We start from the raw sequence: 19,120 nt of genomic DNA, 5'->3' as shown, positions 1-19,120 counted from the left end.
GATTACCGGCCGTCCCGTCCCGCCGCCGCTGCATGTGCAGCGCAGCGGCCAGGCCGCCAGCAGCTTTCACCGAGGAGAACGCATGAGCACACTATTCACCAAAATTATCGAGGGTGAGATCCCGGGCCGCTTCGTGTGGAAGGACGACGACGTCGTTGCCTTCCTCAGCATCGGTCCCCTCGCGGATGGACACACCCTGGTGGTGCCGCGCCGGGAGGTCGACAAGTGGACGGACGCTCCGGCAGACCTGCTGGCAAAGCTGACCGCCGTGGCGCAGGAAATCGGCAAGGTCCAGGTGGAGGTCTTCGGCTCCGAGCGGGCGGGACTGACCATCGCCGGCTTCGAGGTGGAACACCTGCACCTCCACGTGTGGCCGGCCAACTCGCTGCAGGACTTCGACTTCAGCCGGGCGGACACGAACCCCGACCCGGAGCGGATGGCAGCCAACGCGGAGAAACTGCGCGGCGGCCTGCGTGCCGCCGGGCACGCCGAGTTCGTGCCCGAAGCGTAGCGAGGTCCCCGGGCCCTCTGCCGGCTCCGGCGGCCTACGCCGGGGCCAGCGCCTGGTTCAGCGCGGTCCGGATCCGTTTCTCCGAAACGGACCGGGCCGTTCCCAGTTCCTGGGCAAAGAAGCTGATCCGCAGCTCCTCGATCATCCAGCGGACCTCAGTGAGGGCGGGGGGAGTGCCGGCGCCGGGCAGCAGGGCCGCGACGGCGTCGTCGTAGTCATCCTCCAGGCCCTGGACCACTGCCATGTTCAGTGAATCACGCTGGATATTGGTCGGCAGTTTCTCCAGCCGGCGCTCAATCCCGGCAAGGTAGCGCGGCAGCTGGGCCAGCTGGGCGTAGCCGGTGCGGGCCACGAACCCGGGATAGACCAGCTGCTCGAGCTGGGCCCGGATGTCATTCAGGGCCGAAATCAAGGCCAGGGACGTGGTGCCCTTGAGCTGCTTCTGGATCCGCCGGGTGCTGGAGAGCACCTTTTCCACGATGGCCGTCACGGTGAACACCGTGTCTATCAGCTCTGCCCGCACGCTCTCATAGAGCGCATCGAACTCCTCCCGCGACCAGGGCAGCTTTTCCGGCGTCAGCTTGTCGATCGCCGCGAGCGTGCAGTCCTGGATCAGTGCGGCTACGCTCCCGTGCGGGTTCTGGCTGAAGGTCAGCTTCTCGGCATTGCTCAGGTGCTCCAGTACGTATTTCGCCGGGCTGGGGACCCGCAGCGCCAGCAGGCGGATGACACCGGCGCGCATGGCGGCTTCCTGCTCGGGCACGTTCTGGAACACCCGCAGGCCCACACTGGTGCCCTCATCCACCAGGGCGGGGTAGCCGGTGACGGTGTGCCCTGCCACCTCCCGGGCTACCTGCCGCTCGATGGCGCCAAAGGTCCACTCGGTCAGCCCGGATTGTTCCCGGAACGACGGCGGACCCCCGTTGGAGGAGGCCGGAACGGCCGCCGCCTGGCCGGAGGACGTGCCCGGTTTTCCCCGCGCAGGCTTGCCGGCAGGTTTGACAGTGCCAGGAGTTGCTCCGAGGGATTCCGCGATCGCCCGGCGGTTGGCCGGTGCGAGGGACTCCTGCAGAGCTGCCAGGTCCTTGCCCTCGTCCAGGATCCGTCCGGCGGAGTCAACGACCGAAAAACTCATGCGCAGGTGTTCCGGCACCGCTTCCCAGTTCCAGGACCCGGGCGGAATGATGTGCCCCTTGAGCCGGCGCAGCGCCAGTTCCAGGGACGGTTCCAGGGGGTCCGACGCCGGATCGAAGTCGGCAGCCAGCGCAGCAGCAGCTGCCCGTGCCACGTCCGGTGCCGGAATGAAGTTCTTCCGCACGGCCTTGGGCAGGGACTTGATCAGCGCGGTAATCAGCTCGGCACGCAGACCTGGAATCTGCCAGCGGAACGGCTCAGGATCCAGCTGGTTCAGGAACAGCACCGGGACCTGGACCGTGACGCCGTCGTTCGCTCCCGGAACGCCGGGGGTGAACTCGTAGGACAGCGGCAGGTCAAAATCCCCGAACCGGAAGGCTTTCGGGAAGTCGTTCTCGTCCAGGTCCGCGGCATCGCCGGTACGCAGGGCATCAGGATCAAAATCCAGCAGCCCCGGGTTTTCGTGGCGGGCGTGCTTCCACCACTTGTCGAAATGCCGTTCCGAAACGACGTCGGCCCCCACCCGTTCGTCGTAGAACTCGAAGAGCGTCTCATCATCAACCCGCAGGCCGCGCCGGCGGACGCGGGTTTCGAGTTCCTCCAGCTCCGCGAGCAGGGCCCGGTTGCGGTGGAAGAACTTGTGGTGCGTGCGCCAGTCGCCTTCCACCAGAGCATGCCGGATGAACATTTCGCGGGACAGCACCGGATCGATGCGCCCGTAGTTCACGCTCCGCCGCGGAATCACGGGCACACCGTAGAGCGTGACCTTCTCGTACGCCATGACCGAACCGTTGCGCTTGGACCAGTGGGGTTCGCTGTACGTGCGTTTGATCAGGTGCGGGGCGACTTCCTCCACCCACAGCGGATCGAACCTGGCTGCGATGCGCGCCCAGAGCCGGGAGGTTTCCACAAGTTCCGCGGCCATCACCCAGTCCGGCGACTTCTTGAACAGGGCGGATCCCGGGAACACTGCGAACCGGGTGCCGCGGGCGCCGGCATATTCCCGCTTGCGCTGGTCGTAGAGGCCGATGTGGCTCAGCAGGCCCGCGAGCAGACTGATATGCACGTCTTTTTCGCGGCCCACCGGATCGACTTCTCCGGGGGCGAGGGTGATGCCGAGCGGCTTGGCGAGCTGGCGGAGCTGGGCGAACAGATCCTGCCACTCCCGGATGCGCAGGAAATTCAGGAATTCGTTTTTGCACAGCTTCCGGAACTGGGAGGAGGAGAGCTCTTTCTGCTTCTCCTGGACGTAGCGCCAGAGGTTAAGGAACCCCGTAAAGTCCGAATTCTCATCCACGAACCGCTTATGCAGTTCGGCCGCTTTCTGGGCCCGGGCCGGATCGTCTTTGGACGGACGTTCCCGCGGATCCTGAATGGTGAGGGCCGCGGCCAGGACCATGACTTCACGGGTGCAGTTACGGGCACCGGCTTCCACGATCATGCGGCCGAGCCGGGGATCCACAGGCAGCTGGGCCAGCTTGCGTCCGACGCCGGTGATCCCGCCCTTGGGTTCCAGGGCACCCAGCTCACGCAGCAGCAGGGCGCCGTCGTTCACGGCCTTGGGATCCGGCGGCTGGACGAACGGGAAGTCCGATACATCCTTGGGCCCCTGCGCCACGCCCATGGCTGCCATCTGCAGGATCACTGCGGCCAGGTTGGTCCGCAGGATTTCCGGGTCGGTGAACTCGGGACGCGCTTCGAAGTCTTCCTCCGAATACAGGCGGATGGCGATACCGTCCGAAACACGGCCGCAGCGCCCGGAACGCTGGTTGGCCGAGGCCTGGGAGATCCGCTCGATGGGCAGGCGCTGGACTTTGGTGCGGTGGGAGTACCGCGAGATCCGGGCGGTGCCGGTGTCAATGACGTACTTGATGCCCGGCACGGTGAGGGAGGTTTCGGCAACGTTGGTGGCCAGCACGATCCGGCGCTGCTTCCCGGGGGAGAAGACCCGGTGCTGCTCAGCCAGGGACAGCCGGGCAAAAAGCGGCAGGATTTCCGCGTTGGCCAGCCGCGGATTGCGCTGCAGCGTGCCGCGCAGTGCATCGGCGGCGTCGCGGATCTCCCGTTCGCCGGAGAAGAAGATCAGGATGTCGCCGGGAGCTTCGCGGGAAAGTTCGTCAACCGCATCGCAGACCGCGTCGAGGGGATCCCGGTCCTCCTCAAGTTCGTCGTCGTCCGCGTCCGGGGATCCGAGGGCGGGCTGGTTCAGCGGACGGTAGCGGATTTCCACCGGGAACGTGCGGCCGGAGACCTCAATGACGGGAGCCGGAGTGCCGTCGGGAGCGGCGAAATGCCGGGCGAAGCGTTCCGGGTCGATCGTCGCGGAGGTGATGATGATCTTCAGGTCGGGACGCTCGGGCAGCAGCCGCTTGAGGTAGCCCAGGATGAAGTCGATGTTGAGGCTGCGTTCGTGCGCCTCGTCGATGATGATGGTGCTGTACTTCTTCAGCTTCCGGTCATGCTGGATTTCGGCGAGCAGGATACCGTCGGTCATCACCTTGACCTTGGTGCCGCGGCTGACCTGCCCGGTGAACCGGACCTGGAAACCAACCTCAGCGCCGATCTCGACGTCGAGCTCCTCGGCAATGCGCTCCGCAACGGTGCGGGCCGCGAGCCGGCGGGGCTGGGTATGGCCGATCATTCCGTTCTCGGCAAGCCCCAGCTCCAGGCACATCTTGGGGATCTGGGTGGTTTTGCCGGAACCGGTGGCGCCGGCAATCACGGTCACCTGATTGGCCGCAATGGCCGCCATGATGTCTTCACGGCGTTCCGAGACGGGAAGCTGTTCGGGGTAGGAGATTGTCAGTGCCATAGTTGGCACCAGTCTAGTGGGTTGGCGGCGCCTGCCCGGCGGCCCTGGCCAGGCGCCCCGCCGCGTCCCGGGCCCGCTGGCGCATCTCCTCCGGTTCCAGGATTTCAAACTCGATGCCCAGGGCAGCCATCCGGATCAGCGGGAGGTCCAGCGAATCCCAGCCGCTTCGCAGCATCGTGTGGCCGGGGCCGTCGGCTTCGAGGACAGCGACTTCCGCCGGTACCTGTTCGGCCACCGCGCCCAGCGGTGCCGCGATCCGCAGGACGACGTCATACCGGTAGGGGCTGCGTGTGATCGCGTCCTGGACGTAGGCCGCGAGGTCCCGGGCCGGCAGCGGACGCGGCACAAACCGTTCGCGGGGCACCGGGATGGACTGGCACCGGTCCACCCGGAAGGTCCGCCAGTCCTGGCGGTCCGCATCCCAGGCAACCAGGTACCACCGCCGGCCGGTGCTGACCAGCTTGTAGGGTTCAACAATCCGGCGGCCCTCGGCGGCTTCGAAAGCCTGATAGCGGAAGGCAGAGACCCGCCGCTCAGAAATTGCCGTGGAGAACGCGGTGAGGATATCCGGATTCACCGCTGAGACGGTGGCAGCCGGCCCCGCCAGCACGCTGACAGACTGGCGCAGGGCGGAGAACTTTGGCCGCAGGCGGCCGGGCAGGACCTGTTCAAGCTTCACCAGTGCCCGGATCGACGCTTCACCGATGCCCGAAACCGGCCCGGAGGCAACCGCGGTCAGGCCCAGGGCGACGGCAAGGGCTTCCTCGTCGTCGAGCAGCAGCGGAGGCAGCTGGGCGCCGGCGCCCAGCTGATAACCCCCTGCGATGCCCGGGGAGGCCGAGATCGGGTAGCCCAGCGTGCGCAGCTTGCCGATATCCCGGCGTACCGTCCGTTCGGTGACGGCCATGCGGTCTGCGAGCGCCGCCCCCGTCCACTCGCGGCGCAGCTGGAGCAGTGAGAGCAGGTGCAGCAGCCTGGCGGATGTTTCAAGCATGCAATCAAGCTACTCCGATATGCGGACAGAAGCTGTCCTGATTAGCTAAACGGACGCTGCCTCGGGGAGCGCAGCTGGTCAGGCGTGCGGCACCCCGGCCCATGGCCGTGGGTGCCGCAGTGGAACGCAGGCGGAACGTCGGGGGACTAACCGGCGCATGAGGCGCATTAACGGAACCGCGGCTGGTACGGCTGGTCGAGGTAAAGGTCCCGCGGGTCCTTCACGTCCCAGAGCGCGTTGCCGTGCCAGGGGCGGCCGGAATGGACCGGCGGGAGATGGCCGCGTCCGTCGTTGCGGATGCTGTGGACGACTGCGGCGATGCTGATGAGGAGGAGGATGGCTGTGAAGCTGATCAAGAAGATTTCCATACCTCAAGGCTGGTCCCGGGCGCAGGAAAATAATAGTGGCAGAAATGACCATGACCAACAAAAAGCTGCCATACTTGGGGCATGCTCAAATCTGTGGCAGTCATCACCTTGGACAGTGTCGGAATCTTCGAACTTGGCCTGCTGGGGGAGATCTTCGGCATCGACCGCTCAGACCGCGGAACCGGGATTCCCTGCTTCGAACTCACTGTTGTGACCCCCGAGCCCGGACCGGTGCGGACCGCGGCAGGGTTCACCATCGACGTCGCGCATGGCCTGGACGCTGCCAGGGATGCGGACCTGGTGGTTATGGCACCGTTTGGCAGCACGGAGGCCCGCCGGATGCCGGAAGCCGTGCTTGAGCTGCTGCGCGAAAGCCTGCGGCGCGGCGCCTGGGTGATGTCTGTCTGCACCGGCGCGTTCGCCCTGGCAGAAGCCGGCATCCTGAATGGGCGCAAAGCAACCACCCACTGGAGGTACTCGGAGGAGCTTGCAGGTGCCTATCCCGAGGTGATCGTCGATGAGAATGTGCTCTACGTCCAGGACGGCACCGTGATCACCAGCGCCGGAACAGCAGCCGGAATCGATGCGGCCCTGCACCTGATCCGTCAGGAACTCGGTGCCAAAACTGCCGCCGCCATCGCACGGGACATGGTGGTGCCTCCCCACCGGGACGGAGGCCAGGCACAGTACGTCGACCGGCCAATGTCGATCACCGGCTGCGACACCTTGGAAGAAGTCCTCGTGTGGATCAACTCCCACCTGGAAGAGGAGCATTCCGTGACCGCGCTCGCCGACCGGGCACACATGTCCGAACGGACCTTCGCGCGCCGGTTCAAATCCGAGACGGGGACCACGCCGTCCGCCTGGATCAACACGCAGCGGGTACTGCGGGCCCAGGAACTGCTGGAAGAATCCGAACTGACCATTGAGGAAGTGGCCCGGGCCGTCGGATTCGGACAGGCCGTCCTGCTGCGGCACCACTTCAACCGCGACGTCGGCATCAGCCCGGCAGCTTACCGGCGGGCGTTCCGGGGTGCTGCTGCGGCGGGCCGTCCGGCCAAGACCGCCAGCTGACCCGCCAGCGCTTCCGGCGCTTGAAGCGGCCCGCTGAAAACGCCGGAAACACGCTCAGGACCGGGGGATGTTGCGCAGATTGCTCCGCGCCATGCTGACCGCCTGGCCGGCTCCCTTGTTCAGCACCACCTTGGACATGGCCGTGGCGAATCCCAGCACCTGGTCGGTGGTGATCTTGGGGGGAATGGACAGGGCATTCGGATCGGTGACCAGCTCCACCAGGGACGGACCCGGGTGTTCGAACGCCGCCCGGTAGGCGTTCATAATCTCCGCCGGGTCGCTGACCCGCACAGCGTGGAAACCGATGGCGGCAGCAATGTCCGCATAGTTGGTATCCGGGACGTCCACCGCGTAGTCGGGCAGTCCGTCCACCAGCATCTCCAGCTTGACCATGCCCAGGGTCGAGTTATTAAACACCACCACGTTCAGCGGAAGGTTGTACATGCGGGCGGTAATCAGTTCTCCCAGCAGCATGGACAGGCCGCCGTCACCGCAGACAGCCACCACCTGCCGGTCCGGATGGGAGAGCTGGGCCCCCACTGCGTGGGGGAGTGCGTTCGCCATGGTGCCATGCAGGTAGGAACCGATGAGCCGGCGGGTCCCGAGCGGATTGATGTACCTGGCCGTCCACACGTTGCACATACCGGTGTCGGCGGTGAAAACCGCGTCCCGGGAGGCCGCCTCGTCCAGAAGTGAGGCGGCGTACTCGGGATGGATGGGGCGCAGTTTTTCCGCCTTCTGCGTGTAGGCGCCCACTGCCTTGTTCATCAGCCGGTCATGCTTTTTCAGCATCTCTTCCAGGAATTTGCTGTCCTGCTTCTCCTCGACCAGGGGCATCAGGGCCTCGAGGGTGGGAAGGATGTCGCCGTGGACGGCAATATCGACGTCGGTGCGCCGGCCCAGGTGCTCGGCAGCCCGGTCCACCTGGGCTGTTTTGGTGTCCGGAAGGAACTGGTTGTACGGGAAATCGGTGCCCAGCAGGATCAGCAGATCGGCGTCCTTGATCCCCTCGGCGGCTGCCCCGTAGCCCAGCAGGCCCGTCATACCGACGTCGAACGGATTCTGGTACTGGATGAAGTCCTTTCCCCGGAGCGAGTGGCCCACCGGGGCGTTGACCTTGGCAGCGAACTCCACCACCGCGTCGTGGGCGCCCTCAACCCCGATCCCAACGAAGACCGCTACTTTCCGTGCCTCGTTGACGGCCGCGGCCAGCTGCTGCACACTCTCGGCTGCCGGAACCACGGAGGCAGGGAGGAACTCTGCCGGTGACGGGGTGGGGGCAGTAGCCTCCTGGCCCGCAATGTCGCCGGGAATCGTGACCACCGAAACCCCGCGCAGGGCGACCGCGTGCTGGATGGCGCTGTGCATAACGCGCGGAGCCTGATCGGAGGTGCTGATCAGTTCCGAATACACCGAACACTCGGTAAACAGCCGGTCCGGATGGGTTTCCTGGAAAAAGCCGCTGCCGATCTGGGCGCTGGGAATGTGCGAGGCAATGGCCAGCACCGGGGCTCCGCTGCGGTTGGCGTCATAGAGGCCATTGATCAGGTGCAGGTTTCCCGGGCCGCAGGACCCGGCGCAGACGGCCAGCTTCCCTGTCAGCTGGGCTTCGGCGGAGGCCGCCAGGGCGGCGGCTTCTTCATGCCGGACATGGATCCAGTCGATCCCTCCGCGTTTGGACCCGCCGGTCCGGCGGACAGCGTCCACGATGGGGTTCAGGCTGTCTCCGACGATGCCGTAAATGCGTTGGACTCCGGCGGCGCGAAGCTGTTCGATCAGTTGGGTGGCGAGCTGTTTGGCCATGGGGGCGCTCCCGGCTACCGGGTCCCAGCCGTCCGGCCGGCACCCGATGGGTGGTTTAGGCGGAATGAGAAAAACTCCGGCCAGCGCCACAATCGTTCCAAAGACAAGCATGCTGCCGACCGGCCCTTTCATGCTACGCACCGCTGCTGCACCCTCCAAGTCCGCCCGCCACCGGCGCTGCTCAGCCCGCAGGATGAAAGCGCTCCACCCCCGGGATGGAAAAACGCCGTGCCCGGCCGTTTCAGCGTTGAAGTGCCTGTCCCTGCTGGTAGCGTCCATCCCAGTCAAACCGGGACCACGGCGCACCTGCAAGCGGTGCGGGCATGGGTTTCCGGAAAGAAAAGTACGCGGCTGGCCCCACACGGCAGCGGTCTCTATCCTCAATTGGAGAGCCCCCATGGGTGTTGCCAGACGCATTGTTTTTCCCGTTCTTTGGCTGGTGGTCTTCGCCGTTATAGCCGCCGCCTTGTTCAAGCTGGCGTTCCTCGACGGGCTCAGCGCCCAGGCTGAAACCCAGGTTCCCTCCGCCCAGATGCTGACTGCAACAGTGCAGGCAGCGCGGGGAAGCATCACCAACACCGTTGATGTCCAGGGATCAGTGGTTTCTGACCCGGCAGTACCGGTGCGGAGCACCGCCGACGGGGTGGTCGTCTACATCGATGCTGAGCAGGGAGAGCGGATCGAAAAGGGCGAGAGGCTCTTCCAGGTGCGCAAACCGGTGGAGGAACAGCCGGCAGTGCAGCCTGCGCCGGAGGAGGAATCTGCTCCGGTTCCCGCCGCCCCGAGGTACACGTACATCGACGTCACGGCGGCGGCAGCCGGAACCCTGGCCAGTTTTCCGGTACTGCTCAACCAGCAGGTCAGCGTCGGCACGGAAATCGCGTCGATCGACCCGGGCACTTTCTCTGTTCAGGGCACCCTGAGCACGGACCAGCAGTTCCGCATCATGGACCGGCCGAATACGGCAGAGGTAACCATCAACGGAGGTCCCGCTCCGTTTGCCTGCAGCGACGTCACCATGGGGAAGACGGCTCCGGCAGCGGATGGCATCTCCACGCAGGCGCAGGCGCAGGCACAGGCGCAGCCCATCATCGGCCAGCCGGCTGCCGGGCAGGGCTCTGGCACCGTGAGCTGCTCCGTTCCGGCGGACGTCTCGGTCTTCGCGGGCCTCGGCGCGGCCATCACCATCACCGCCGGCCAGTCGCTGGATGCGGTGACGGTACCGACGACGGCGGTGCAGGGAGCGGTGCAGAACGGTGTTGTCTGGGTAGTCAGCGCGCCGGGCGCCTCGGAAGAACGGTCCGTGGTCCTGGGCCTGACAGACGGCCAGACCGTGGAGATCGCCGAGGGGCTGAGCGAGGGAGAAGAGATCCTTCTGTTTGTTCCTGGTGCGGAAGCGCCGCAGGACGGACAGCAGATGATGTACGGGCCCGGAGTGATGGGCGGATGAGCGGGGTGACGCTGCCCCTCGGCGGTCCCGCACAGCAGGAATACACCGGGCGGGACGGCCAGGAAGCGCCGGAAGCCGGGGCGCTTGTCTCCATGGAAGCAGTCACCCGCAGCGTACAGCTGCCCGACGGCGCGCAGCTGACAATCCTGGACGGCGTCGACCTCCGGATCGACCGCGGCGACCATGTTTCCATCGTCGGACGTTCCGGTTCCGGCAAGTCCACGCTGCTGAACATCCTGGGCATGCTGGATCTGCCCACCACCGGCAGGATGGAGTTTGGCGGCTTTCCCGTCGAGTCCATGAGCGGAAACGCCCGGGCAGTTAAACGGGGGAGCTCGGTGGGGTTCATTTTCCAGCAGTTCAATCTGCTGGCCGAACGCACCGCCCTGGAAAACGTGATGACGCCGCTGCTTTATGCGCGGGGGCGCTCCTTCTGGCAGCGGGAAAAGATTGCCGCGGAGATGCTGGGGAAGGTGGGCCTGGGCAACCGGCTCAGCGACAAACCGCAAAAGCTCTCCGGCGGCGAGCAGCAACGGGTGGCAATTGCCCGGGCACTGGTGCGCGGACCTGCGCTGATCCTCGCTGACGAACCCACCGGGGCACTGGACATCGCCACGGGACAGGCTGTGATGGCGCTTCTGGCAGACGTTGTGGCCGAATCCGGAGCCGCGCTGGTCACGATCACCCACGATCCGGGCGTAGCTGCGCTCGCAGACCGGCACTACCTGCTGGACGGCGGGCACCTGCGTGCCGGAACGGGGCCGTCCGTATGAGCTTCTCCGGAATTACCGCCACCCTGGTCGAGGCCTGGACCGAACTGCGGATCCACAAGGCCAGGATCCTGTTGGCGCTGGTGGGTGTTGCGCTCTCCGTGGCGGCGCTGACCGCTGTGGTGGGGCTGGCGGACATGGCCCGGGCGGCCATGGCCCAGGGCTCCGAGTCACAGAGCGGGCGCCCGGCAACCCTCAGCGTTTCCGCGTACTCCAAGGATGGCTCAGTCCCGGACAACACCGGGCTGAGGGGCGCCTATGCCGGTGTTGCAGAGCGCTACTCCATTGACCATGCGTCCTTGTTCCTGCCCACCCAGATTCCCTTCCAGTTCCCTGACGGTGTAGCGCAGACAGACGCCCTTGTTGTGGACGCTGATTTCGGCACCATGCGCCGGGTTAACCTGCAGGCTGGAACCTGGTTCACGGAAGCAGACTCTCAGCGCCTGGCGCCGGCAGTCATTGTCAACGAGGCGTTCCACGCCAGGATGGGATCCCCGGACCTGGCCCTGAATCCCGTGGTCCAGATCTGGAACGGAGGTCCGGTGGACGCCGTGATCACCGGGATCCGGGCAAACTCCTGGGAGCAGGAACTGCCTGCTGTTTACCTGCTGACGCCGGCGTATGACAGGCTCGGTCTGGCCGGCGGCGGCAGTATGAGCACCCCGCCGATGCTGGAGCTGTGGGTCCCCGAGGAACTGGCGGTGCCGCTGCAGGAAGCCATCACCGCCGACCTGGCGGCGCAGTTCCCCAACCTGCAGACCAGCATTTACCGGAGCGACTACGCCGCGTGGGGCGACCCGTATGCCGTCCTGGAACTGGTGGTGGGCGGGATCGCTGCGATGGTGATGCTCCTGGGCGCCGTGGGCCTGCTCAACATCTCCATGGTGACCGTGAAGTACCGGGTGCGGGAGATCGGTATCCGGCGAAGTTTCGGTGCAACGTCCGGCAGGATTTTCTTCGGTGTGATGCTGGAATCCGTGGTTGCCACCTTCGCCGCCGGCGTTGTGGGGGTTATGGCCGCCATCGCCATCGTCAAACTGCCGATTGTTCAGCAGCAGATCGCCTCGGGCGTGGCCGAACTGCCGCCGTTCCCCATCGAAGCGGCCCTGCTGGGGCTCGGCGCGGCCACCGCCGTCGGGACACTCGCCGGTCTGATCCCCGCGCTGGTTGCCGTGCGCGTCAAGGTGATTGATGCCATCCGCTACTAAAGCACTCAGCAGGCGAGCTCGGACTCCAGCCCATCCCGGGCCGCGTGGATCTGCTCGATTTCATCAGACAGCGAGGCCGCAGCCTGGGGGACCGTCATTGACTCGTCAATGTTCGTGACAGCCTCGTCGAAATTATTCCAGGCGTCCTCAACGGCAGTCCGGCGGTCCTCGGCGACCGATTCAAGCGCCGGCCCCAGGTCCTGATAGGCGTTCTGGATGGTGTCCCGTTCAGACTGGATTTCTTCGATGGTGGAGGAGGAATCGATGGAAACGCGGGCATCGGCGACGGTGTCAGAGAACTCGGTGTAGGCGTCGCAGGCCGACTGTGTGTTCTCGGCGGGGGTCTGGTCCCCGCTGCAGGCCACTGCCGAGAAGGCGGCAGCGGCGAAAACGATGGCAAGGGCAGAGCGGCTGCGGGGCATGGGGGCCTCCTGGGGGGGGGAACAACGGATGACGCCTGGATGCGGCGCGGGAAAACAGCACCGCGATGACTCCCATGGTCCGCGTTCCCGGCAGGAACGGGAAGATGCCGGGCGCCGGAAAGGCAACAAAAAAGCCAGGCCGTGACTTTCTGGGAAAGTCACGGCCTGGCCGTTTCACATGCGTGCCCTCGATAGGATTCGAACCTACGGCCTGTTGCTCCGGAGGCAACCGCTCTATCCCCTGAGCTACGAGGGCGGGACACCGGAAACCACGATCAAAATCTCGACTGATTGTTGTTCGCATCAAACCGGTATGTCCTGCAGGGACTAAAGAAGCTTAGCAGGTCCGGGGCGGTGCCCGGAAACCCGGACGAAGGCTTCCGCTTAATAGCCCAGGAACGGGTCGGTATGGATGCGCCGGATTCCCGCCCTGCGGGCTTCGCCCCGGACGAATGAGACGGCCGACGGCGACCCGGCCACGAACGCTGAACGCTCGACTGCATCCGGCACGGCTTTCAGGAGCCGGTCCGCGTCCGGCAGGCCGGAACCCAGCCAGGTCCAGCCCGGCAGCTGCGGATCCTCCGGTGTGCACACGAAGACCCGGACACCCAGGTCCGCGAGTTCCCGGGCATAGGCCAGCTCCTGCGGAGAGGATGCGGCATAAACCAGCACGATGTCCCGGCCGCGGGCTGCTCCGGAGCGCAGCTGGCTGACGAACGGTGTGATGCCAATCCCCGAGGCCACCATGAGGATCTTCCGCGACACGTCGCGGGGGAGCTGGAAGTCCCCGCCCACCGTCGTCGCGGAGATCCGGGCGCCCGGCTTCAGGCGCAGGAGTTTCGTCTTGAAGGAACTGCCGGGTTCCGAGACCCTCAGGGCCACGGAGACAGTGCGGGCATCGGCAGGATCAGAGGTGATGCTGAAGATCCGCCGCAACCCCCGGCCGTCCGGGTTCGGGTGCGGAAGGCTCAGCTCCAGATACTGGCCTGCCCGGTAGCGCAGCGTACGCGCCGGCTCGAACACGAGTTCCCGGGACGTTGGCGTCAGGTCACGGGTTTCGCGCAGGCGCAGGCTGATGCCGCCGCGCTGGCCAACAGCGAAGGCCAGCAGGTTCCCGATCAGCAGGGCCAGCTCCGGTGACATAAAGACCGGTCCTACGGAGAGCGGGGTGGTGAACAGCACTGCGACGACGGCGGCCTCAGCGAGCCGCTGCCAGCGCAGCGGCGGCAGGGTCAGCGGTTCCGAGAGCATAAAACCGGCGAAGAACAGAATGGGATAGGACGTGAAGGCGGTGGCCAGCCCGTCCAGGGCCGGTTCACCGGAGACAGCGAAGCGCAGCACCACGATCCCGACCGTGACGAGGACAAAGACTCCCGCCATCGGCAGCAGCCGGCTGCGGTAGAGCACCAGGAACGCGGCGGGCAGGACCACAACGAGCATCAGCGGCGCAGCGACCCACCAGACCGGCTGGTTGAGCCCGGTCAGGCCGATCACGACGGCGCCGAGGGCTGCCGGATTGAAGATGTGCCGGCGGCGCCAGACGAGGAGGTACTTTGATGCCGTGGCCGCGAAGGCGGCCAGCGCAATGGTGCCGAGCTCGGGTCCGCTGGTGGTTGGCCAGAAGAGGAAAAACAGCAGCAGCCCGGTAATCAAGGCTGAATCGGTCTGCGGAAACGTGCGGAACAGCAGCCCCATGACCCGGCTGGCGACCAGCGTCGAGATGACAGCGGTGGCGAGGGTTGCACCCAGTTCCGCCGGCGTGTAGAAAAGTGCGCCGGTCAGGGACAGCACGAACGACCACGCAGCCATGGCCAGCAGCAGCATCACAAGCATCCGGTACATGCTTGTTTTGCCGAGCAGGCGCTGCAGCCGTGCGGTCGGGGGGCTCAGGGATACGGTCATGAAAAGAGGACTCCAGCCATAGCGTTGGAAAACTGTGCCCTGCCGTCGGAGAACATCCGGACGTACTCGAAACTGAACTCGGCTGCGAGCAGGGCGGGATCGGTGAGGAAAAGTGCGGTGGCCAGGCCGTCGGCGGTCATCGCGTCGCCGGCCAGGACCCAGGTGGCGGCCACGGCGTCCACAGGCCGCCCCGTGGATGCGTCGAGGACATGGTGCAGGCCTTCGCCCCAGCTCCGGCGGTTGGCCGCCGAGGCGCAGAGCGCGCCGTCCTGGAGATCCAGAACACCGATGGCCGTTCCCGGATCGTAGGGGTGCTCCAGGGCAACCCGGAGGCTCTGCGGACCGGAATGCCGCATATCGGAACCGGCGTCAACCACTACGGCAGCATATCCGCGCGCGGTGAGCAGCTCCCAGACGAGATCCACCAGCTGGCCTTTTCCGGCGGCGCCGACATCCACGGTGGCCGGATGGGCCAGGGTCAGCGCCACGGTGTCCGGTGGTCCCTGCCGATGCCAGGAAACGGTGGATGTCCAGGCCGGCGCACCGGCCGGCGGGCCCAGGGGATGCAGCGGGTAGCCGGGGCCGTAGCCCAGCTGCTCCAGCGATCCGCCGACCAGCGGGTTCAGCCTGCCCTGCGTCAGCCTGTCCAGGCTGTCGAAGAGGCTGAACAAGGGTGCCGTAAAAGCGGGGAGGGCCGCAGTTCCGCCGCTGTGGCCGAGCGTGGAGACCACGGAGTCCGGACGGAAGCGGGAGAGTGCAGCGTCATAGTGCTCCACGAGCGCGAACACCTCGCTGCGCGTACCAGCGTCCACCGGCACCTCGGTGGTGATGTGCCACTGGGTGCCGATCGCTTCAAAGCCGAAGGACTCCATGACCGCAGACCTCCTAGCCGGCTGCCTCACCCTTGATCATCTCCAGCGCCTTGTTGAAACCCTGGCTGGTGAGGGAGGAGCCGGCAACCTTGCCGACATCCAGGCTGTCCAGCGGCTTGCCCACGACCTGCTCCTGGATGCCGTCGGTGAACTCCGCCTGGTAACGCTTCGACGTCGGATTATTGCCCGACGGCGTGACCTCCAGGGCAGTAACTGTGCCGCCGGAGAGAGTCATTTTGACAGTGACTTCCTCCTGCTGGTTCGACGGCGGGATGTAGGTTCCGGTCCCTGTGTAGTCGCCGTCCGCGTAGTCTCCGGTTCCAGCTGCAGCGCCGGACTCCGCGCCGGATGCTGATGCCGGGGAGGACGCAGGATTGGTGGACGGCGTGCCCGCCGTGTTGTCGGCGGCACCGTCCGGCGCGCAGCCGGCGCTCCCCAGAAGTGCTAGCCCGGCAACGACGGTCAGAATGGGCTTCTTGGCCTGGGGTTTCACGGTTTCTCCTTGGTCTCTGACGGAACGTCTTGAGGGCCTCCAGCCACCCGCGGCGGCTGCTCCGCCACCCTGGGGCGGGAAAAGGTCTCCCTCTTTATTACAGCGCATGAACCCGGCAGGTTTCCTGCCGGGCACCGGGAGGACCTGCGGGCAGCAGGCCTGCGGGGATCCAAACGGGGGGAATAAGGGCGAAGTGCCTGTCCCCGCTATGCTTAACCGGTGACTCCTGAAGAACTCTCCTCCGCCGTAACTGCCTGCCTCAAAGACGCCATCGATGAGGGTGATTTCAGCATTGAGCTGCCCGCCGAGGTCCGTGTCGAGCGGCCGAAGAACCGGGAGCACGGCGACTGGGCCACCAACATCGCCCTCCAGCTCTCCAAGCAGGCCGGGATGAACCCCCGCCAGTTCGCGGAAATCCTGTCCTCCCGGCTGGGGAAGATCGACGGCGTCGCCAAGGTCGATATTGCCGGCCCCGGTTTCCTGAACATCACCCTGGACGCCGCAGCCGCCGGTGAGCTGGCGAAGGCCATCGTGGAAGCCGGCCCCGCCTACGGCCGCTCCGATGCGCTCTCCGGCACCCGGATCAACCTTGAGTTCGTCTCCGCGAACCCCACCGGTCCGATCCACCTCGGCGGAACCCGCTGGGCCGCCGTCGGCGACGCGCTGGCCCGGGTCTTCGAATCCCAGGGCGCCGAAGTCACCCGCGAGTACTACTTCAACGACCACGGTGCGCAGATCGACCGGTTTGCCCGGTCCCTCCTCGCCTCAGCCAAGGGTGAGCCTGCCCCGGAGGACGGCTATGCCGGTGCCTACATTGAGGACATCGCGGCGCGCGTCCTCGCGGTGGAACCGGCCATCATGGAACTCCCTGAGCCCGAAGCCCAGGAACGGTTCCGGGCGATCGGCGTTGACCTGATGTTCGGCGACATCAAGGAATCGCTGCACAACTTCGGGGTCGACTTCGACGTCTTCTTCCATGAGGACTCGCTCCACGGGGACGGCCACGTGGAGAAGCTGCTGGAGCAGCTCAAGGGTTCGAAGAACCTTTATGAGAAGGACGGCGCCTGGTGGCTGAACTCCACGGAGTTCGGCGACGACAAGGACCGTGTGGTCATCAAGTCGGACGGCAACGCTGCCTACATCGCCGGTGACATCGCGTACATCCAGAACAAGCGCGAGCGCGGCTTCGACCTGAACATCTACATGCTGGGAGCGGACCACCACGGGTACGTAGCCCGCCTGAAAGCCGCCGCCGCGGCGCTGGGGCACGACCCGGCCTGCGTCGAGGTGCTGATCGGCCAGATGGTGAACCTGGTCAAGGACGGCAAACCGGTCCGGATGTCCAAGCGCGCCGGCACCGTGGTCACACTGGAGGACCTCGTCGACGCCGTGGGGGTTGACGCCGCCCGCTACACGCTGGCCCGTTTCTCCGCCGACTCGAACATCGACGTCGATCTTGACCTGCTGACCAAGCGCAGCAACGAGAACCCGGTGTTCTACGTCCAGTACGCCCATGCCCGGACCTACGCCCTGGCCCGCAACGCGGAGGCAGCCGGTGTGGACGACTCCGCATTCGATGCCGCGCTGCTCACGCACCCCACCGAAAGTGCGCTGCTGGCAGCCCTCGGCCAGTACCCCGGCGTCGTGGCCCAGGCCAGCACGTTCCGCGAACCCCACCGTGTGGCCCGCCACCTGGAAGTCATCGCCGGCACCTACCACCGCTGGTACGACGCCTGCCGGATCGCCCCGCAGAACGGCGAGGAAATCACCGACGTCAACCGCACCCGGCTGTGGCTGAACACCGCAGCCCGCCAGGTCCTGGCCAACGGACTGGACCTGCTGGGTGTCTCCGCTCCGGAACGGATGTAGGCAGCCATGACCGCATCTGAGCTGGCCCCCGGGTGGCTGAGCTACCCCGAGGACGCCAACGCACTCGCCGGAGACATCTGGGCGCGCGACGTGAGCCGCAGCGGGAACGGGGAACTGGAAATTTCCGGTATTCCGGTTTCGGCCCTCGCCGCAGAGTACGGTACCCCGCTGTTCGTGGTCTCCGAAGCGGACTTCCGCGCCCGCGCCCGGGACTTCAAGGATTCCTTTGACGCGGCCTTCGCCGAATTGTGCGGGGGAGTGGACGTCTATTACGCAGGCAAGTCCTTCCTCTGCACCGAAATCGCCCGCTGGGTGGCCGATGAAGGGCTCCGGCTGGACACCTGTTCGGGCGGGGAGCTCGCCGTCGCCAGGCGGGCCGGCATCCCCGGGGCAAACCTGGGCCTGCACGGAAACAACAAGTCCGATGCCGAGCTCAGCCGGGCGCTGGAAATGGAACTGGGCCGGATCGTCGTCGATTCACTGCCGGAACTGGACCGGCTGGGTGCACTCGCCTCCTCCCGCGGGGTCCGTGCCAACGTGATGCTGCGGCTGACCCCCGGCGTCCATGCCCACACGCACGAGTTCATTGCCACTGCCCATGAGGACCAGAAGTTCGGCCTGTCCATGGCTCCGGACCCGGAAACGGGTACCTCGCCCGCAGCAGCAGCCGTTGCGGCAGCGCTGGCGAACCCCGGAATCCGGCTCCTGGGACTGCACAGCCACATTGGTTCGCAGATCTTCGATCCCGCCGGTTTCGAACTCGCTGCCCGCCGCCTGCTGGCGTTTATGGCGGAGATCAAGCAGGCGCACGGCGTCGAACTGCCCGAACTTGACCTGGGCGGCGGCTACGGCATCGCCTACACAGAGGCCGACACCCCCCGTCCTGCGGCGGAGATCGCCAAGGCCATGGCCGCCGTCGTCGGAGCCACCTGCACCGAACTGGGCCTGGCCGTTCCGCGGATTTCGATTGAACCCGGCCGCGCGATCGTGGGGCCGACCACCTTCACCCTCTACCGCGCCGGGACAATCAAAACGGTCCGCGTTGACACCCCCGGCGGCGCAAGTGCGCCGCGCCGGTACGTGTCAGTTGACGGCGGTATGAGCGACAACGCCCGGCCTGTCCTGTACGACGCCGATTACACCGCCGTGCTGGCCTCCCGCGCCTCGAATCATGACGCGGTTATGTCGCGCGTGGTTGGCAAACACTGCGAGAGCGGGGACATAGTAGTCAGGGATGTTTACCTGCCCTCGGATGTAGACCACGGGGACCTGCTGGCCGTTCCCGGCACCGGCGCCTACTGCTGGGCGCTCTCCAGCAACTACAACTACATCGCCCGCCCGCCCGTCGTCGCTGTCCGTGATGGTGCTGCGCGGCTGATCATCCGCGGCGAAACCGAAGACGACCTGCTGGCGCGGGACGTTTCAGAACCGGCATAGG

The 19,120-nt window shown here is 66.1% G+C and carries 15 protein-coding genes and 1 tRNA gene; 7 read left to right on the top strand and 9 right to left on the bottom strand.

Translation table 11 applies throughout. The annotated features are described in order from the left end of the window. Positions 1-82: 82 nt before the first annotated feature. Complete coding sequence (locus AL3_RS00575; RefSeq protein WP_066295507.1) at positions 83-511, top strand: HIT family protein; 429 nt, start codon at positions 83-85, stop codon at positions 509-511. A 34-nt stretch (positions 512-545) separates the two neighbouring features. Here AL3_RS00575 and hrpA read toward each other — a convergent pair whose 3' ends face one another. From hrpA to AL3_RS00560, 3 genes are all read right to left on the bottom strand, one after another. Further along, on the bottom strand, positions 546-4,457 hold the full coding sequence (gene hrpA, locus AL3_RS00570; RefSeq protein ID WP_066295506.1) for an ATP-dependent RNA helicase HrpA: 3,912 nt from the start codon (positions 4,455-4,457) through the stop codon (positions 546-548). 13 nt (positions 4,458-4,470) lie between these two features. Further along, positions 4,471-5,451 (bottom strand): helix-turn-helix transcriptional regulator, encoded by a 981-nt coding sequence (locus AL3_RS00565; protein ID WP_066295504.1) that lies wholly within the window; start codon positions 5,449-5,451, stop codon positions 4,471-4,473. Between the two features lie 167 nt (positions 5,452-5,618). Beyond that, on the bottom strand, positions 5,619-5,807 hold the full coding sequence (locus AL3_RS00560) for a hypothetical protein (RefSeq protein WP_169795741.1): 189 nt from the start codon (positions 5,805-5,807) through the stop codon (positions 5,619-5,621). Positions 5,808-5,900: 93 nt separating this feature from the next. On the opposite strand from AL3_RS00560, the gene AL3_RS00555 reads away from it, so the two are divergent. Next, a complete protein-coding gene (locus tag AL3_RS00555) occupies positions 5,901-6,893 on the top strand; it encodes a GlxA family transcriptional regulator (protein ID WP_066295501.1) in 993 nt (330 codons plus the stop codon). Positions 6,894-6,947: 54 nt separating this feature from the next. On the opposite strand, the gene AL3_RS00550 is transcribed toward AL3_RS00555, so the two are convergent. After that, on the bottom strand, positions 6,948-8,696 hold the full coding sequence (locus AL3_RS00550; RefSeq protein WP_066296910.1) for a pyruvate dehydrogenase: 1,749 nt from the start codon (positions 8,694-8,696) through the stop codon (positions 6,948-6,950). Between the two features lie 397 nt (positions 8,697-9,093). Between AL3_RS00550 and AL3_RS00545 the strand changes: the two genes are divergently transcribed. The 3 genes from AL3_RS00545 to AL3_RS00535 all read left to right on the top strand — a co-directional run bounded on the left by AL3_RS00545 (position 9,094) and on the right by AL3_RS00535 (position 12,124). Continuing rightward, the gene (locus AL3_RS00545) at positions 9,094-10,146 is read left to right on the top strand and encodes a permuted SH3 domain-containing protein (protein WP_066295500.1); all 1,053 of its coding nucleotides are present in this window, start codon (positions 9,094-9,096) and stop codon (positions 10,144-10,146) included. Between the two features lie 92 nt (positions 10,147-10,238). Beyond that, positions 10,239-10,919 (top strand): ABC transporter ATP-binding protein, encoded by a 681-nt coding sequence (locus tag AL3_RS00540; protein WP_066296908.1) that lies wholly within the window; start codon positions 10,239-10,241, stop codon positions 10,917-10,919. Continuing rightward, positions 10,916-12,124, top strand: a complete 1,209-nt coding sequence (locus AL3_RS00535) for an ABC transporter permease (protein WP_066295498.1) — start codon at positions 10,916-10,918, stop codon at positions 12,122-12,124. The genes AL3_RS00540 and AL3_RS00535 overlap by 4 nt, the downstream gene beginning before the upstream one ends. A 5-nt stretch (positions 12,125-12,129) precedes the next feature. Here AL3_RS00535 and AL3_RS00530 read toward each other — a convergent pair whose 3' ends face one another. The 5 genes from AL3_RS00530 to AL3_RS00510 all read right to left on the bottom strand — a co-directional run bounded on the left by AL3_RS00530 (position 12,130) and on the right by AL3_RS00510 (position 15,813). Continuing rightward, the gene (locus AL3_RS00530; RefSeq protein WP_066295497.1) at positions 12,130-12,546 is read right to left on the bottom strand and encodes a hypothetical protein; all 417 of its coding nucleotides are present in this window, start codon (positions 12,544-12,546) and stop codon (positions 12,130-12,132) included. Between the two features lie 183 nt (positions 12,547-12,729). Then, positions 12,730-12,802 (bottom strand) — tRNA-Arg (locus AL3_RS00525). Positions 12,803-12,930: 128 nt separating this feature from the next. After that, complete coding sequence (locus tag AL3_RS00520) at positions 12,931-14,448, bottom strand: FAD-dependent oxidoreductase (RefSeq protein WP_066295496.1); 1,518 nt, start codon at positions 14,446-14,448, stop codon at positions 12,931-12,933. Then, entirely contained in the window at positions 14,445-15,320 is an 876-nt protein-coding gene (locus AL3_RS00515) for an FAD:protein FMN transferase (protein WP_066295495.1), read from the bottom strand. The genes AL3_RS00520 and AL3_RS00515 overlap by 4 nt, the downstream gene beginning before the upstream one ends. Before the next feature lie 13 nt (positions 15,321-15,333). After that, on the bottom strand, positions 15,334-15,813 hold the full coding sequence (locus tag AL3_RS00510; protein WP_066295493.1) for an FMN-binding protein: 480 nt from the start codon (positions 15,811-15,813) through the stop codon (positions 15,334-15,336). 219 nt (positions 15,814-16,032) lie between these two features. Between AL3_RS00510 and argS the strand changes: the two genes are divergently transcribed. Together argS and lysA are read left to right on the top strand one after the other, a co-directional pair. After that, positions 16,033-17,682 carry an arginine--tRNA ligase gene (gene argS / locus AL3_RS00505; protein ID WP_066295492.1) on the top strand — a complete coding sequence of 550 codons (1,650 nt, stop codon included), beginning with the start codon at positions 16,033-16,035 and terminating at the stop codon, positions 17,680-17,682. Between the two features lie 6 nt (positions 17,683-17,688). Then, on the top strand, positions 17,689-19,119 hold the full coding sequence (lysA, locus tag AL3_RS00500) for a diaminopimelate decarboxylase (protein ID WP_066295491.1): 1,431 nt from the start codon (positions 17,689-17,691) through the stop codon (positions 19,117-19,119). Position 19,120 lies beyond the last annotated feature (1 nt).

The organism is Arthrobacter luteolus NBRC 107841 (genome assembly GCF_001552075.1).
Classification (GTDB): Bacteria; Actinomycetota; Actinomycetes; order Actinomycetales; family Micrococcaceae; genus Arthrobacter_B; species Arthrobacter_B luteolus.
This window is presented reverse-complemented; position numbering and strand designations above follow the sequence as displayed.

Excerpts from the sequence above, each read along its gene's own strand:
- AL3_RS00575 (WP_066295507.1), top strand. The coding sequence starts at position 83 with ATGAGCACACTATTCACCAAAATTATCGAGGGTGAGATCCCGGGCCGC.
- AL3_RS00530 (WP_066295497.1), bottom strand. The coding sequence starts at position 12,546 with ATGCCCCGCAGCCGCTCTGCCCTTGCCATCGTTTTCGCCGCTGCCGCC.
- AL3_RS00520 (WP_066295496.1), bottom strand. The coding sequence starts at position 14,448 with ATGACCGTATCCCTGAGCCCCCCGACCGCACGGCTGCAGCGCCTGCTC.
- AL3_RS00555 (WP_066295501.1), top strand. The coding sequence starts at position 5,901 with ATGCTCAAATCTGTGGCAGTCATCACCTTGGACAGTGTCGGAATCTTC.
- AL3_RS00550 (WP_066296910.1), bottom strand. The coding sequence starts at position 8,696 with ATGGCCAAACAGCTCGCCACCCAACTGATCGAACAGCTTCGCGCCGCC.
- AL3_RS00535 (WP_066295498.1), top strand. The coding sequence starts at position 10,916 with ATGAGCTTCTCCGGAATTACCGCCACCCTGGTCGAGGCCTGGACCGAA.
- AL3_RS00545 (WP_066295500.1), top strand. The coding sequence starts at position 9,094 with ATGGGTGTTGCCAGACGCATTGTTTTTCCCGTTCTTTGGCTGGTGGTC.
- AL3_RS00540 (WP_066296908.1), top strand. The coding sequence starts at position 10,239 with ATGGAAGCAGTCACCCGCAGCGTACAGCTGCCCGACGGCGCGCAGCTG.
- AL3_RS00565 (WP_066295504.1), bottom strand. The coding sequence starts at position 5,451 with ATGCTTGAAACATCCGCCAGGCTGCTGCACCTGCTCTCACTGCTCCAG.
- lysA (WP_066295491.1), top strand. The coding sequence starts at position 17,689 with ATGACCGCATCTGAGCTGGCCCCCGGGTGGCTGAGCTACCCCGAGGAC.
- hrpA (WP_066295506.1), bottom strand. The coding sequence starts at position 4,457 with ATGGCACTGACAATCTCCTACCCCGAACAGCTTCCCGTCTCGGAACGC.
- AL3_RS00515 (WP_066295495.1), bottom strand. The coding sequence starts at position 15,320 with ATGGAGTCCTTCGGCTTTGAAGCGATCGGCACCCAGTGGCACATCACC.